The sequence below is a fragment of the Bombiscardovia apis genome (genome assembly GCF_033095945.1).
GTDB lineage: Bacteria > Actinomycetota > Actinomycetes > Actinomycetales > Bifidobacteriaceae > Bombiscardovia > Bombiscardovia apis.
Window position 1 is genome coordinate 965,324 of sequence record NZ_AP026800.1, and the last position, 14,436, is coordinate 979,759.

Consider the following 14,436-nt stretch of genomic DNA (forward strand, 5'->3'; position numbering starts at 1 on the left):
GGGGGTGGTGTTGTGCGCCAGACAAGGAATAGGGCTGCGCTTTGAATTAAAAGTAATTTGACATAACGTACATTATCGGCGTTTGTGGGTGTGGGAGAACTGCGAGACAATCTTGTAAAGTGACGTTCTTGGCTCAGACTACAGAAAAGCCACGATACAGAAAAGCCACGGTACTGAAGCTGTACAACTGTATCGTGGCTTATCGTGACCGCCGAGGTCTTACTACTTAAAGTAACACTGAACGGTATCAGACAATGCGCTGACCTGATCGATTACATGATAGCAACCGTGTTCAGATAGTTCTTTATCTTCTGCATAGCCCCAGCCGCAGCCTAAACAATCTAAACCGAGCGCTCGAGCTCCGTCAGCGTCCGTCCAGCGGTCGCCGACCATCAGAGCCCGATCTCCAGCTTGTGTATCGAATTCAAGCTGGTCAAAGCCATACTGGATGACCTGGTCTTTGTTGCTGCGGGATGAATCTCGACTGGCGCCGAAAATATCATCTACCAAGGATGCGATGCCGAAATGTTCGCACACAGGTACTGCTTGGTATTCCGGCTTGCAGGTTGCGATAGATAAGCGATAACCCGCCTCCCTCAATGTTCTCAGCTGTTCTGGTATGCCTTCGTAGACAGTACAGCACAGCCGTCCTGGCACCATTTGCCCTGGATGATTAGGATCGTCAAAGGCTGCAATATCGTTGTAATACTTGCGATAAATGTCAATACCAGGCTGAATGAGTGTTTCATCTACGCCATTGATTCGTAAAGATTCTGCTATGGAAGGTCCAATAAAGCGGTGTAAAGCAGCTTCCGAAGGCACAGTAAGATTCAGCTCTTCAAAAATCTTGCGCACACAGGCCAAAATACCCGGGTCCGAAGCTGTCAAGGTACCATCTAAATCGAGTAGAACAATCTTTCGACCTGTAGGATTCATAATTTGGGCTATTACCTTACTCGTAGTCTGGGAACCAACCCTCGCGGTGCATCTTCAAACGCTTGTCTAAGACGACTTTGAGGTCTTCTTCGCTGCGACGCTCCATCAGCATGTCCCAATGGGTACGCGTTGGCTTACCGGCGTGGGCTTGCTCAATTTCTTCTTCATCTTCACCTTCACGCACGGCAATCTGACCGCAGCGGCACTCCCATTCGTCTGGAACTTCTGCACCGTCTGCGAGTGGCAGAATGGTACGGTGGCCGTTCGGGCAGATATAAGCTACCTCCCGGCGAGGAGCAAAATCGACGTTCTCATCGGACTCCAGTGATTTTGCGCCAATACTCATACCGCGAAGACTGCGTTCAGCCATACTTCCTCCATGTCAACATCGTGCATCATGCAACTACTTCCAAGCTACAGAACAGCTAGGACCTTGATATTATTCCCAAGCATTATTTCAGTCTACGCCCGTATAAGCCACAATACCGCGATTAATTAAATCTACAGCCTGTCGTGCGCGTTGGGCAAGTTCTTTCGAATCATTGTCCAGATACGGTTCAATCTGGCCAATCTGGCGCAAAACATCAGTCAACCGTTTGGCATTGCGCACGAAGTCACCAGCGGTTAAATCCGTACCTGCCAAAACACGCGCTAGACTCTCTCCCCCCGCCCACTCGTACATGATCTCAGCCAAGCCGAAATCGAGTTCCGGTAATTCTCTAGAGAGTCCGGCCTCCTCGCAAGCTAAAGCCACATTTTTCCAGATACCTTGCATATCTTCCGTGGCCACTGCCATACCGTCTGCTGGTCTGCCGGGATAGGTGGCTGTTCGGGCGCTCACCCCTCCCCTACGCGACTCGTAAACCAATCCTGAGACGACTCCGCACAGCTCTTTCGGTTCCAAATGATCGAGGACGCCACTGCGCAAAGTTTGGGCCAATACCAAGTCTTGCTCGCTATAGATGCGGCGCAACAGTTGGCCGTTCTGCGTCAGGCGGTAGTCGTTGGTCCAGCTGAAATTGTCTTCTGTCCCAATGTGGTTTTCCACCTGTCGTAGATAACCTAAGCGTAGCAAAATCTGGCATATCCTATCGAACTGCCGGGCAACTGATCCAGTACGTGAAGCATACCTATCTTGGGCGAGTTCCAATTCATGTCGCTCACGAATCCACCTGCGCATCCACTTCATGTGGTCTTGCAAATGCGCACAATCGCGGCAGGGATGCTCCTGCTCAGACTCTTTCAGTTCCGCAATTTTGTGTTCGAGAGAGGCATAGGCGTCACGACGTTCGGTTTCAGAGCTGAACACCATGCGTTTCAATGACCGCCGGCCCTTCTTTTGGGTACACGACAGAGAGTCCCGTATCAAAGCGAATTGCGCGATATCACCCTTGCTGCAGTGAGCCGCCTGCTCATAGCCGTTCATAGCCTCTTGGAGGCGTGCGATCTGTCCTTCAAGCTCGGCAGCAGACTCATTAGCTTCCCACTGCGCAAAGGAGTGTGCCAGGGTATTACGAGCAGTTTCATAATCGCTTGAATTAAGTAAGTTCACCGCCATGTTGAAAGTCGGTCGGAAACTCGAATGCAGGGGGTAGACGCGCTTACTGGAAAGGGACGCCATCGTTTCTGGCCTGAAACCCTGATGGTCTACCACAATCGCGTGACCGATGGAGTCTATGCCACGCCGCCCGGCTCGCCCCGTCAGCTGGGTAAACTCCCCGGGAGTGAGCGGGACATGGCCAGTGCCATCGAACTTTTCTAGCTTTTCGACAACAACACATTTCGCTGGCATGTTGATACCTAGAGCCAAGGTTTCCGTGGCAAAAACGGCCTTGACAAGACCTAGCTCAAAGAGGTGTTCGACCACCTGCCGGAAAAGAGTAATAACTCCAGCATGGTGTGCCGCAAAGCCTTGTTCTAGCGCGAATCGGAACTGTGAATAGCCCAGAGCCTGCAAGTCGCTGTGACTGAGTTGGCCTTGGACCATGCCGTCCACAATGCGCCGAATCCGACGGGCTTCATCATCTGTAGTGAGCTGTAGACCAGCGTCGAGACACTGCTTTACAGCTTGGTCGCATCCTGTGCGGGAGAAAATGAAATAGATGCCAGGCAGCATACCCATATAGTCCAGTTCGTCAATGACGGCCCAACGTTTAGGAGTGTGCCTGTTGGGTTGACGAGTTCCCCCGCCATCGCGTCGATTGCCACGGTTAGGCCTGCGGCGCCCCGGACGATCTCGATTGATGCGACGTTGAGCGAAGGAATCGAGCTGGCTGAGTCGTGAAACAAGAAAAGGATTGATCTTAAGCGATTGCTTCTTAGCCTCGCTGGAATTATAAAGATCAATAACTTCTGGCTCAGTTTCAGCGTCTGTTTGAATAATAACGTGCTGTTCCAGAGGAACTGGTCGCTTCTCGGAAACAACCAGTTTAGTTTTGCCTCGTACCGAAGCTATCCAACGCGAAAAATCCTCCACATTCGACACAGTTGCTGATAAACCCACAATTTTGACCGAATCGGGCAAGTGAATAATCACTTCTTCCCACACAGGGCCTCGGAAACGATCGGCTAGATAGTGGACTTCGTCCAAAATGACATACCGTAGTGCGCTCAATGTTGTCGAGCGTTCGTAGAGCATGTTGCGCAACACTTCAGTGGTCATCACGATGATGTCAGCATCGGCGTTAATCGAGGTGTCTCCGGTAAGCAAGCCGACCTTGTGCTCACCATAGAGATTGACTAAGTCATGGTATTTTTGGTTACTCAACGCCTTAATTGGTGTGGTATAAAAAGCCTTAACATTCTGCTCTTGTGCTAGAAAGACAGCGAAATCGGCGATAATAGTTTTGCCAGCACCTGTCGGAGCAGCTACTAAAACGTTATTGCCTGCTTCAAGGTCGTCGATAGCAGTTAGCTGGAAACTGTCGAGTTCAAAAGGTAAACCTAGTTCAAATCGTCCAGCAGCTGTTCCGGTGTGCTGCTGCCTCATCCGGAAATTAGCGTAGCGCTGGGCTGCATTCTCATAATCTGCAGTTATCGTCTTCGTCTGTTCTCTCATGCTCTTCCTGGAGGATGTACCGCTAAAATGCTCAGTTTTTGGCTCCCGACGCAATGCGAAAGCGACGTAAATGGTGGATCTTTACAGCCGAAACAGGCAATTTCGGCTGTACGTACCCGGTGCAGAGTCGAAATTCTAAGAACCTCTACCCTACCAGTTCATTCGTTAAAGTGCGCCCAGTCGGCCCACTTCATCTCATGGCGCACCCGAGTTTGAGCTTTACGTTCGATTACTCGCTTATGCGCTTGGGCATATCTGTCTGAAGAGGCTGAAAGCGGCTGCGTAAAAGCAGGAGTTTCATCAGCTTGGGTCGGCTCCGTTTGCTGAGCAGCACTGAGTCGTTGCTGAATAGCGGCAGCGAGAGACGTGGCCACACGCGAGGCATCTCGTGCCCTACGGAAGACATACATAGCACCACAGACGAGCATGACTAGCATGAACACTACCAAGATTGGCCAAATCCAACCGGTCATTACTACCTCCTCACTGCAACGTAATTGGCATGTCCCCCGACTGTGGCCTTACGCTCCTTCTTCAGCGTTTTCTTTAATGATGCTGAGCTCTCGCTGAGCCCGTGCAAGAATCATTTTGCGCAAAGTTTCAGGAGCCACAGCGCTGATATGGCGGGCGTGAGCGATGCAGAATGCCACAAACCACGAGTCAGATGACATCGTAACGTGAACCTTCTGCCCCTCTCCGCAAGGCTCAACACTGGCTCCAGGAAGCGACTTGATGAACGGCAAGTCTGGAGTGTCAGTAATAAACACCGCCGCAGTACCGTAGTCAAAACTCCATTTGCGCAACTCACTCACCGGTACATCTGGAATATCGAGTTTGGTGCTGGGCGAGACAATATCGCCATGCTCAATACGAGATAGACGCAAAACCTGCCACTGACGGTCTCTACCAGTACCCTTCTTCAAATGCTGAGCTTTAGCCTTACCAGTCTTGGGATAGGCATCTTTCTCCGCACTTGTTCCCTTGGCAGCGTCACCGATGTCGGTCCACACTGCGGCATAATAGCGACCCTCGTCAACAAAAATCTTCGCCGGCGCAACTACCTTGCGCCGAGTGCGGCCAGCGCCGTCGGTGTATTCCATGTCGAGCAGAGATTCGGTGTTGATAGCACTCTTCACGACGGAAAAAATGGGAGGTTCTGTCTCATAACCAGTCAAAGACAGCCAAGGTGTATCTCCCGGACCTACGTGGCTACGTAAACGCTGGTAGAGCGTCTCAGCTTGCTCACGTGACTGTTCAGTCATGAGCGGCGAATGCGCAAGGTAATTGAGCGAAGCAGTAAGCATGCTCAGATACTGAGGAGAGATGCCAGCTAAACGCTCCAAGCCTAGCGAATTTGTGGCAGATACAATCCCAGATTCATCGAGCAAGGTCCAGTCAATATCGAAGAACTGGCTGCCAGCCATTTCGCCATCATCTGAGACCGTAGTCAACGTATTGATGTCTTTATGGATGATGTTCACAAACTTTTTGAGCTCATCGTCCGAGTGTGGCGTGCCAATGAAGCGTTCTGCCAGTTCAGCCAGGGAGAACTCCTCACCCAGATGCGCTGAAAGAAACAGCATTAAGCGCAACCTACGGTCTACCTCAGAGCCAGTTTGGAAAGCACTAGAGCTCTTACGAGGGTGCGGTTGATCCTGCTCTTCTTCGCTTATTTCTTTAACTTTGTTGTGTTCGAGTTCGGTTAGCTCAATGCGGCTAATAGTTGGAGACACGACTGTGGCCGCAGAAGCACTCATCGATTCGTCTGCCAGCTCGAAGTTAGCGGCCGCTTGCAGCCGACGGTGGAAAGCGTCTGCTGCTTCACGTGGGCTCACAATAGCAGAACCGGGATGCTCTAGGACGAACATGGCCAAATCGTCTGAATCGGTGTAAGCCACGTTGATATGCTCACCGTCGACGTCGATAGTAGCGGCAAAACGGCGCGAATCAATGACCTTTACCAATGAATCCGGCAACTGCTGAGTGCCCAAACCGGGCGCAATGGAGTCCAAACCAAGCCCCGGAATTGGCACCTGGGGTACGCGTGGCGTGGTGCGCGAAACCGGTCGAGCTGGTTGAGAGGCCTCTTGCGACATGGAAATAGAACGAGCTAGGTAGTTGGCCGCTGCCAGAATCGGTAAATCTTCCTGTTCGAAGTGCATGCGAATACGCGGTTCATCGCCCAATTGCAGTCGGTAGGAAGCAAAATCCTGACCTTCTGACTTAGAAGAATACTCAGGTTGGCGCGATTCAATAGCAATGCCCATGGCAGCTAGCTTGGCACGGTCGCGCTGGAACTGCTTAGCAAACGCAGCCTTGGCTGCCTGGTCAGCAAGCTCTCCATAGGAATCAGCGTAGGCTTTGACTCGCTGAGCAATCTGTCGAGAGGTAAGCCACTGGGGAAAAGCTGATGATAAAACGGCTAGGACATCTAATTCGTGCTTGCCCCATTTGTCCGAAAAGCGCCGCCTACCGTTCGTTCCCTCTGCCATCAGTCCTCGCGTATCATTAGCATATTAGTGTTAGTGTGCGTACTACACACACACCTCTATCATAGATTGTTTTCTGCGCTCTGGGTACCGGAATGTCCAAATCTTTCCGTCTTTTCTTGACGAGCTGATTCGCAATCGGCTTTTTCCCGGGGTTTACAGCCAATCGTCAGGTTCGACTCCCTGTGGCCCTACAAACTGTCCGTTAGGAACGTAAGAGGGTTTGCCATTGTCTGGAAGTGAAGCATCCGCATACATGGTCACATCCCGGCCGAAGGTCCAATCCCCTTGAATTGAGACTGAGTTTGCAGCCGCCAAGGTGGGCACACCGTAAGGGAAGCGATCGTTGAAATCGTTAATATTCTTGTAATAGCGCGGATCAAGCTCCACGTCGGGGAAGATGTAATTGCCGTCTTCCATCTCGTACGAATCCGTTAAATGGAAACGGTCCGAGCGCATAATAAACAAGTCGTCCGTAGTCTTTACCGGCAGGAAGCGCATACGATCCACCTGCACGCACGTGGCGCCGTCAAAGAGTGAAACGGCAGCGCCCATAGCGGTTTCTAGCTGAATTACATCTTGGGTGTCTGGGTCGGCTGGGTTCACGGTTTTTTTATTCACGATGACCGGAAGCGGCAGAATACCTTGATACTCGTCGAGTTTAGCCTTAAGAGCATCGATACGCACCCAAATACTGTTTGTATTGAAATATGGGTGCTTGCGAATGCTCATCGCACTGTTTTTGTCTTGAGGATCAACCTGTGTCATTTCACGCAGGACTAAATGCCCGCTCTCGTTATCAATCACGAGATGGCCACCCTTGCGGTCAGCCTTGGTTCGTTGCGCCACCTCCAGCATGAAAGGCGAGCCGGACTGTGCAAAGTGCCCAGCCAAAGTCCTTGAGGGCCTAGCACCAAGGTTGTCGGAGTTAGAGATGAACAGATACTTCATACCGGCAGTCTGCAGCTTGTCGAGCAAACCCGATTCCCAAATAGTGCAGAACAAATCGCCGTGGCCTGGTGGACACCATTCCATTTCTGGGCTCTGCGGGTAAGAAACTGGCTCACCAGTCTCGGCAATAATCTTAGGCTCAGAGTGCTGGATGATTTCGACAGGAATATCACTCTGTTCAAAATGCTTATTGGCGCGCACAACGCGCATGGAATCAGCTGAAGTGCGGAATGAGTTCATCAGGGTCAGAGGCAGGGCAACTTCTTGGCGCTTACGAGCTGTTATAACCTGGCCCAAGATGATGTCGAGAAAACGCATTTGCCGGGCCTTATGTCGGCGCACGGGCAGCAGAGACTTGGCCTTCTCAAGGCCCATCGAAGTGCCAAGTCCACCGTTGAGCTTAAGGAAGGCGGTTTGTGAAAAAGCTTCGAGGGCATAATCCATATCCATGGATTCGCGAATCTCATGGAAGGTTGGCACATCGCGTAAGGGACTAATGTCGCGCTCTCGTATGCAGGCCCCCACTTCCCCAGCGCTCCAAGTCTCGTATAAGCGCCGGAATTGAGCGATTGCGATGTCACTCATTTCTGCATTCTGCATCTTTGCTTGGCAGTGCGCAAAAGCCTCAGAATCCATGGGTCTCCTTTTCTAACGATACAAACCAGTGTAGCCGCACTCACACAAATTAACCAAGCGAACCGGTTTTTCACTGAACCGACAAAGAAATCCCAATCAGACGCGCCCAGCAATTGGCAAACAATCGACCTTGTGCTAATGTTTCCTATCGGTGCTTCTAGCACTGTTCGGGCCGTAGCGCAGCTTGGTAGCGCACTTGACTGGGGGTCAAGGGGTCGCGGGTTCAAATCCCGCCGGCCCGACGAGATAGCAACAATTCCAAGGCTTTCGGGCCTTGGAATTTTTTGTATGCCCCCAATCGGGCACATTTCGGGCACATCGTATTGGTCTTATGTGCCCGACTGGCTCATGTCGTCGGCTATGGTGCTCTCGGTCTCAGTCATCATCAGCAAAGACATCGGCCGTGCATCTGGCAAGAGAATCCAGCTTCTTCAGCATCGTGTATGAGGAGCCTAAGCCGTGAACCGCAAGCCGGGCGCGGGGTTTTGCGTTCGACGCCGGCATGACGTACACTCAATTGTGTTAGAAGCCGCCACTGCCTCTACTGCCTTTCGGGGCGGAATGCATACTATGGCGGTATTTTTTTACCTGGAGGGCACATGGCTTCCACAACCATAGCCAAGCTAACCCATACCCCAGCCACCCATACCGCAGCTCCATGGACCTTGCCCAACTCCTCGTAAGGAACGGACTGACGGGTATCGGCGTCTAGGACCTTGCCGAGCGCATAGACCTGGTCGGCTACTACCGCCTCAAGGGCTACTGGTATCCGTTCCTCACTCCTGTGGCAGGCGACAGAAAACGCAAACTGCCCTTCCTGCCCCACACATCCTGGGATTCCATCTGGGAACGCTACATGTTCGACCAGGAACTGCGCACCATCGTCTTCGACGGCATCGTCAGCATCGAGGTCCACCTCAAAAGCTGCATGGCATCCGAACTGGCCAAGACAACAGGACCGTTCGGCTATACCGCGCCGGATGGCATGCCCGGGCTCAGCCCCGAGGAACACAGGAACGCGATCGCCAATATCGCCAACGACTACCAGCGGTCGTCGCTGCCTCAGCTGCGACATTTCAGAGCCACGTATTCCGATCCCCTGCCGCCCATCTGGATACTGGTGGACTGCCTGTCCTACGGCGATTTCAAGAAGATCTTCTACAAGGGCGCCGACCCCTCAATCAAACGACAGTTGGCATTGCAGCTGGGCATCATGTCCAACAAGCCCGGCGTCAGCAACGAGAAACTGCTGCGCGATTGGCTTGAGAACATTCGGATCGCCCGCAACAAGACCGCCCATCACGACCGCTTCTGGAACTGCATCGACTCCAAGATGACACCCATCAAGCCCAAGCTCTACCCCAACGACGCCACCTGGTGGGGCAACCAATGGGAGCCCTTCCGCCGGCCGGAGTCAAAAGGCCCGGCAGGATTCCTGACCATGGAGCACTACCTGCTGAACCAGCTGGACATCACCTACTGGCGCAACAACTTCGTGGGACTGATGAACCGTTACCCCAGTTTCCCACTGAAACACATGGGCTTCCCGGAAACTGGCAGTCACTGCCCATCTGGCAATAGCGCTGCACCCTTTTCACCCAACAATACTGCGACTAGAACAGGCAGGCAGTTTTGGCGCATAGCCTTATTCCAGGCTCGTATTGAGGGGCAAGCTGTTTGCGGTTGCGCAGCGACCGCAAACAGTGCGGCAGCAGTATGGTCGAGCTGATCCAGCTCGGCGGAGTTCGGGGCGGTAGCCCCGTAAGAACAGCCAAGGTCAAAAAGGTCATGCTATGGATGCCTGGCTAGCGTCAAAACTCATCCTCCCATCAATATAAGAGTACGTTGATTTTTAGACGGATTTTGGAACACCTAACTCGACGAAACGACTCCCGGAATCCACATCTCGCAGCCCGTGTCAAAAACGACCGTTTAGGAAACATACGATAGATGCCTTCACCAAGCAGAATTGCACATCATTGCAACTCCTCACAACTCCACTTTACCGTGCGCCTGAGCCTCTATTAATCTCCTGTAGTACTCACAACGATTCAAAAGATCCGAATGCTTACCTTTATCGAGCACTACGCCATTTTTAATAACTACAATCCAATCGGCTTCAAGGATGAGGGAGAGTCGGTGAGCGGAATAAACAACGGTTGTATCTTGGAACCTGTTTCGTATGAGTTCAGCCACTTCTTCTTCATCGAGGCCGTCTAAATTAGATGTTGGTTCATCCATCAGCAATAGCTTAGGATCTCTAATCAGAGCTCGCGCAAGAGCTATTCGCTGTTTTTGCCCACCAGACAACGATAAGCCTGACTCCCCCACATAGAGATCCAGCAGATTCTCTTGTCCGATACCGGTAGTGGATAAACCGACCTGAGTCAGCACGAATATCATGTCATCATCTGTCGATGTTTTCCTTCCTAACTTTAGGTTATCTCTGATGGTGCCGGTGAGAATGCATGGCTCTTGCTCAACGAACGCAACTCGTTCTCGTAACTCTGAAATATCAAGGTCAGAAAGATTGTGTCCATCGATAGTGATTTTCCCACCAATAGGCATAAAGAATCGTTCCATCAGGCCAAGGCATGTCGTTTTCCCTCCGCCAGATTCTCCGACAAGTGCGGTAATTTTCTTTGCTGGCACAGCAAAACTCACTTCAGACAAAGAGTGTTTTTGCTCAGGTGGATATTGATGATATACCTCATCAAAAACAACAACCGGAGCGTCTGCGAGCTTCAGAACTCCCGTTTTCTCCGCGTTTTCCTCCTCTGGCACCGCCATGAATTCGTCAATTCTCTGTACCCCAACCAAAGCCTGCTGAAATTGACCTACTGCAGAGGCTATCGCTGTAGTTGCTGACGAAAAATAGGAGAAGTACATCAAAAACATGAGAAGGGCAGTAAATTCCATATTGCCGAGAGCGACCTGATATGCACCGTAAAGAATGGCGAGGATATTGCCAACTTGCGACAGAATTTGAGTAATCGGTCCTAAACCACTGTAGAGATAGATTAATTTTTTCCCAGATTGGAATGCCCGCGATATCACATTATAAAGTTTCCTTTTTTTCTCCGTCTATAGCGTTATATGCTTTAAGTACTCTCATTGCAGAGACAGACTCTTGCACGCTTAGAGTCATCCCCATCGATGCATCCTGAATTTCATTTTGCCATTTCTTAATGGGTCTAGACACAGCCATTACAAACAAAATTGAGATGATCGATGGAACGATTACTATGACAAAAAACAGCAGATTTATCCTGATTAAAGCCACTCCAGACCCTACTAGTAGAATCGCAGCCTGTACAAGACCGAGAAACTGCGTGGGAATTGACTTTATCAATGCAGCATCACCGGTAATTCTCTGGGAATACCAAGCAGGAGGATTGGCTTCACGATCCAGTACTCCCATACAGAAGAACTTTTCCACCATTCGATGTCGAATTGAATATACCTTTTGTTCCCCTATTTTACCGATTAAAGCCTGCTGAATGGCAGTTAACACCGCCCCTAAAATAACGAGGACTCCCAGCATCACTGTAATACGTGTTACCGGAGACTTCTGTTGCACCCCAGCAATCAGATCTCCACTTAGCCTGGGCTGCATAAGTGTCACAGCCTGAGTCAGCACACCCAAAATCAAAGAGACAGCATATACACCTGTGTGACCTTTAAGGTATTGCCATATAGAATGATGCTGCTTCAATACATGATCCTGATGCTAATGTCTCATATTCCAGCGAGAACATAATGTCGTAACCGATATACACCCCATGATATCTAGTACCCGTATCTTATGTAAACCACGCATATGTTCATTTTTTCTATCGAGATTTTGTTCAGTTCTATAAGAAGTCACAGCCCATAAACTGCAACATAACTTGCGCATGCAGCTGAAACCAAAAGATGAACAATTTCATTCTTCTCATGAAGTGTTACACCTACTGCATTAAGCCCAAATTGTTATAGCCAAGAACGTCTCGATCCAGGCGAAGACAGTCATTTAGAACTCATAAACGTTTTGCTTACCACATGGCACTTCTTCAACTGACAGCATACAATGGCACATAGGTTTATACGCTCAAGAACAAGGTGGTTTAGCTCGATGAAATTAAAAGTCCAAGATGATAAAAATCTCAACCGTAAGATGCCGAAGAGTGTCGATCAGGACACCTTAACCGACAGAAACAGACGAACGTTATGGATTTTCCGTATTATTATGTGGAGCATCTCAATTTTTGTGATTGCGATTGCTGCGATCATTGTCCCAATGATGCCGGACACTATTCCAATTCATTTCGATATTCACGGCCACGCAGATAGATGGGGCAGTGGATCTGGTGTTTTTCTGATACCTCTCGTAACGAATATTACATTCGCAGGAATATGGTTCCTTATGGAGCTATTTGTAAGACGATTCCATGGAATCGGAAATGACTCTAACATGTCTCTGTACACATCCCTAAAGATTTTATTGATAGGAGGCATTTGGGTGCAATTCCTCCTATCTCTAATTGCCGCTGATTTATTGTACGGAGGGTTTAAGCAAATATCATCTTTTTCAGACAATGACATAATTATTCGGCTTTCAGGAGTAGCCATAGGAGTTTGCTCTTGTATCGCAGGAATGGCGATGCCTTTGGTGAAAGGAATGCATATTAGTGGACTCCCTAAAGATTCTAAGCCCTGGAAAGTATTGCAATATCAAGGTTCAGCAGTTTTTCTCGCAACTGGGGTGCTAATGCTTCTGCTGAGTGTATTGTTGCGCGGAATATGGATTATTTGGGGTTTCTTTTTTGCAGCGTCAATAGAAGCTGCGGTTCTTACCCTGTTATTGTTTAGGGCCCGAAGAATGCAATATACAAAAAAAGAAAACTGAGAGGTTTTATATGCTTGATTTTACAAATTCTGTAAGCGCTATTGCATCTTCAAAAGAGCGTCGATGGCATTATATTAAAGCTTTATCAGAATTGCGATATTGAGGGTAACTAGGATATTATAATTATAAAGTTACAAATATTGTAAGGAAGCAATAACAATTGGAGTGTGAAGAAATGAATAACTGCATCCAGAGAGAGTCGCTACATGCATTGATGCTTTTTCGTAAAGATCTCTAGGACAATCTTGTATTGAGAGAAAAATTCGAAAAAGATCCACAATCTGTATTACCCACTGAGTGTAAGCTCATTACCATAGGCACAGATAATCAAAATGGAATGACCTTCTCAGAGAGCCTTAAAGACACCCCGCTAGGCTTGAGATATGTAACGTTAGACAGATTAGTCAGAGTCATTGCAGCCCAAGCGGATATCAAGATTGACGATGCTGAAGCAGTGCCTTTTGTGGTCTGGGCCGGTTTTAATGCTCTTGTTGCATACAATGGGGCAGCAATAGGCAACGCGGTCATTTACCACGACGCGGCGGTAAACACAGAAGCCTTCATCAATGCGGTCGTGAGATTCAATGTTAAATTTCCAGGGAAAAGTGGCTCAACTCCTCAGTCAGTAAAAACAGAATTAGTCAACAAGCCACATGTCATTTTGAGTAACACTTATTTGAATTCAGGCACTCATGATTTCCTTGTTAAATCTGGCATTAGTGCAATAAGAGAGAAAATGTTACTAAGAACAATTTTGAACGAAAAAATGACCAACACTGACAGACCCTCAAAACTCACTAAAGACTACACGTACAACGGTGTCAATTTCACTGTAGACTACCAGGCACATGGCAAGGATTACAAAGTTTCTGATTCTTCTCTGTTTGACTACTCATCTTTAACGTAAACGGAGAGAATCATGTACGAAGAAATAACTGTTGACAAATACCTGCAAGATAAAGATATCCGTGAAATTGCGATCGTCACGACGGATCGCTGCGAGGCGCGATGTGCCCATTGCCTTATGGAATCTTCGCCTGACCGCACAGAACGGTTGTCTGTAAAACAGATAACCGATTACATAGATTACTTCTCTGCAAAGGAAGAACTGCAGCTGGTCTGTTTTACTGGCGGTGAGTCAACTTTACTCGGAGATGATCTGCTCGAAGCGATCGCATATTGTTCCGAGCATGATATACCGACACGACTTGTCACTAATGCAACATAGGCCGACAATGAAGTTTCTGCACAAAAACGGTATCAGCGTTATGTGAAGTAGGGCTTACAGAAATTAACATTTCAACCGATGATTTTCATGCTGTTTGGATTCCACTTGAAAACGTAAAGACCGCTTGGGGAGCTTGTAAAGGAAAAGGGTTTAAAACTGTTCTAATAGCAACATGCAGCGGACCAAGAAGCAAGGTAACCCCTACGTCAGTTAGGGACTTTATAGGGGAGCCTGAAGTAAAAGTCTACAA

Annotated in this window: 14 protein-coding genes and 1 tRNA gene; 6 read left to right on the top strand and 9 right to left on the bottom strand. The window is 49.2% G+C overall.

Translation table 11 applies throughout. The annotated features are described in order from the left end of the window. Positions 1-222: 222 nt before the first annotated feature. The 6 genes from R8377_RS03725 to R8377_RS03750 form a co-directional block, all read right to left on the bottom strand. A complete protein-coding gene (locus R8377_RS03725) occupies positions 223-936 on the bottom strand; it encodes an HAD hydrolase-like protein (protein WP_317643632.1) in 714 nt (237 codons plus the stop codon). 16 nt (positions 937-952) lie between these two features. Next, positions 953-1,306 carry an RNA polymerase-binding protein RbpA gene (locus tag R8377_RS03730; protein ID WP_317643633.1) on the bottom strand — a complete coding sequence of 118 codons (354 nt, stop codon included), beginning with the start codon at positions 1,304-1,306 and terminating at the stop codon, positions 953-955. Positions 1,307-1,393: 87 nt separating this feature from the next. Beyond that, positions 1,394-3,994, bottom strand: a complete 2,601-nt coding sequence (locus R8377_RS03735) for a DEAD/DEAH box helicase (protein WP_317643634.1) — start codon at positions 3,992-3,994, stop codon at positions 1,394-1,396. A 158-nt stretch (positions 3,995-4,152) separates the two neighbouring features. Next, on the bottom strand, positions 4,153-4,467 hold the full coding sequence (locus R8377_RS03740) for a hypothetical protein (protein ID WP_317642163.1): 315 nt from the start codon (positions 4,465-4,467) through the stop codon (positions 4,153-4,155). Between the two features lie 48 nt (positions 4,468-4,515). Next, entirely contained in the window at positions 4,516-6,486 is a 1,971-nt protein-coding gene (locus R8377_RS03745; protein ID WP_317642164.1) for a helix-turn-helix transcriptional regulator, read from the bottom strand. A 153-nt stretch (positions 6,487-6,639) separates the two neighbouring features. Then, on the bottom strand, positions 6,640-8,070 hold the full coding sequence (locus R8377_RS03750; RefSeq protein WP_317642165.1) for a UTP--glucose-1-phosphate uridylyltransferase: 1,431 nt from the start codon (positions 8,068-8,070) through the stop codon (positions 6,640-6,642). Between the two features lie 168 nt (positions 8,071-8,238). Here R8377_RS03750 and R8377_RS03755 point away from each other — a divergent pair. Both R8377_RS03755 and R8377_RS03760 read left to right on the top strand, forming a co-directional pair. Continuing rightward, positions 8,239-8,312: transfer RNA gene (locus R8377_RS03755), tRNA-Pro, on the top strand. A gap of 46 nt (positions 8,313-8,358) precedes the next feature. Beyond that, complete coding sequence (locus R8377_RS03760; RefSeq protein ID WP_317642166.1) at positions 8,359-8,517, top strand: hypothetical protein; 159 nt, start codon at positions 8,359-8,361, stop codon at positions 8,515-8,517. Between the two features lie 121 nt (positions 8,518-8,638). On the opposite strand, the gene R8377_RS03765 is transcribed toward R8377_RS03760, so the two are convergent. After that, positions 8,639-8,896 carry a hypothetical protein gene (locus tag R8377_RS03765; protein ID WP_317643751.1) on the bottom strand — a complete coding sequence of 86 codons (258 nt, stop codon included), beginning with the start codon at positions 8,894-8,896 and terminating at the stop codon, positions 8,639-8,641. Here R8377_RS03765 and R8377_RS03770 point away from each other — a divergent pair. After that, the gene (locus R8377_RS03770) at positions 8,855-9,799 is read left to right on the top strand and encodes an Abi family protein (RefSeq protein WP_317642167.1); all 945 of its coding nucleotides are present in this window, start codon (positions 8,855-8,857) and stop codon (positions 9,797-9,799) included. The genes R8377_RS03765 and R8377_RS03770 overlap by 42 nt on opposite strands. A gap of 260 nt (positions 9,800-10,059) precedes the next feature. Here the strand turns inward: R8377_RS03770 and R8377_RS03775 are convergent, their stop codons facing one another. Continuing rightward, complete coding sequence (locus R8377_RS03775; RefSeq protein ID WP_317642168.1) at positions 10,060-11,127, bottom strand: ABC transporter ATP-binding protein; 1,068 nt, start codon at positions 11,125-11,127, stop codon at positions 10,060-10,062. Between the two features lies 1 nt (position 11,128). Continuing rightward, positions 11,129-11,785 carry an ABC transporter transmembrane domain-containing protein gene (locus R8377_RS03780; RefSeq protein ID WP_317642169.1) on the bottom strand — a complete coding sequence of 219 codons (657 nt, stop codon included), beginning with the start codon at positions 11,783-11,785 and terminating at the stop codon, positions 11,129-11,131. A gap of 399 nt (positions 11,786-12,184) precedes the next feature. Here R8377_RS03780 and R8377_RS03785 point away from each other — a divergent pair, with 399 nt between their 5' ends. The 3 genes from R8377_RS03785 to R8377_RS03795 all read left to right on the top strand — a co-directional run bounded on the left by R8377_RS03785 (position 12,185) and on the right by R8377_RS03795 (position 14,186). Next, on the top strand, positions 12,185-12,958 hold the full coding sequence (locus R8377_RS03785) for a DUF1648 domain-containing protein (protein ID WP_317642170.1): 774 nt from the start codon (positions 12,185-12,187) through the stop codon (positions 12,956-12,958). A gap of 250 nt (positions 12,959-13,208) precedes the next feature. Continuing rightward, positions 13,209-13,865 (top strand): hypothetical protein, encoded by a 657-nt coding sequence (locus R8377_RS03790; RefSeq protein ID WP_317642172.1) that lies wholly within the window; start codon positions 13,209-13,211, stop codon positions 13,863-13,865. A gap of 12 nt (positions 13,866-13,877) precedes the next feature. Next, positions 13,878-14,186 carry a radical SAM protein gene (locus tag R8377_RS03795; protein ID WP_317642174.1) on the top strand — a complete coding sequence of 103 codons (309 nt, stop codon included), beginning with the start codon at positions 13,878-13,880 and terminating at the stop codon, positions 14,184-14,186. Positions 14,187-14,436: the final 250 nt, after the last annotated feature.

Bases quoted from the DNA above. Each gene is read 5' to 3' on its own strand.
- R8377_RS03735 (WP_317643634.1), bottom strand. From the start codon at position 3,994: ATGAGAGAACAGACGAAGACGATAACTGCAGATTATGAGAATGCAGCC.
- R8377_RS03730 (WP_317643633.1), bottom strand. From the start codon at position 1,306: ATGGCTGAACGCAGTCTTCGCGGTATGAGTATTGGCGCAAAATCACTG.
- R8377_RS03795 (WP_317642174.1), top strand. From the start codon at position 13,878: ATGTACGAAGAAATAACTGTTGACAAATACCTGCAAGATAAAGATATC.
- R8377_RS03750 (WP_317642165.1), bottom strand. From the start codon at position 8,070: ATGGATTCTGAGGCTTTTGCGCACTGCCAAGCAAAGATGCAGAATGCA.
- R8377_RS03785 (WP_317642170.1), top strand. From the start codon at position 12,185: ATGAAATTAAAAGTCCAAGATGATAAAAATCTCAACCGTAAGATGCCG.
- R8377_RS03740 (WP_317642163.1), bottom strand. From the start codon at position 4,467: ATGACCGGTTGGATTTGGCCAATCTTGGTAGTGTTCATGCTAGTCATG.
- R8377_RS03725 (WP_317643632.1), bottom strand. From the start codon at position 936: ATGAATCCTACAGGTCGAAAGATTGTTCTACTCGATTTAGATGGTACC.
- R8377_RS03745 (WP_317642164.1), bottom strand. From the start codon at position 6,486: ATGGCAGAGGGAACGAACGGTAGGCGGCGCTTTTCGGACAAATGGGGC.
- R8377_RS03760 (WP_317642166.1), top strand. From the start codon at position 8,359: ATGCCCCCAATCGGGCACATTTCGGGCACATCGTATTGGTCTTATGTG.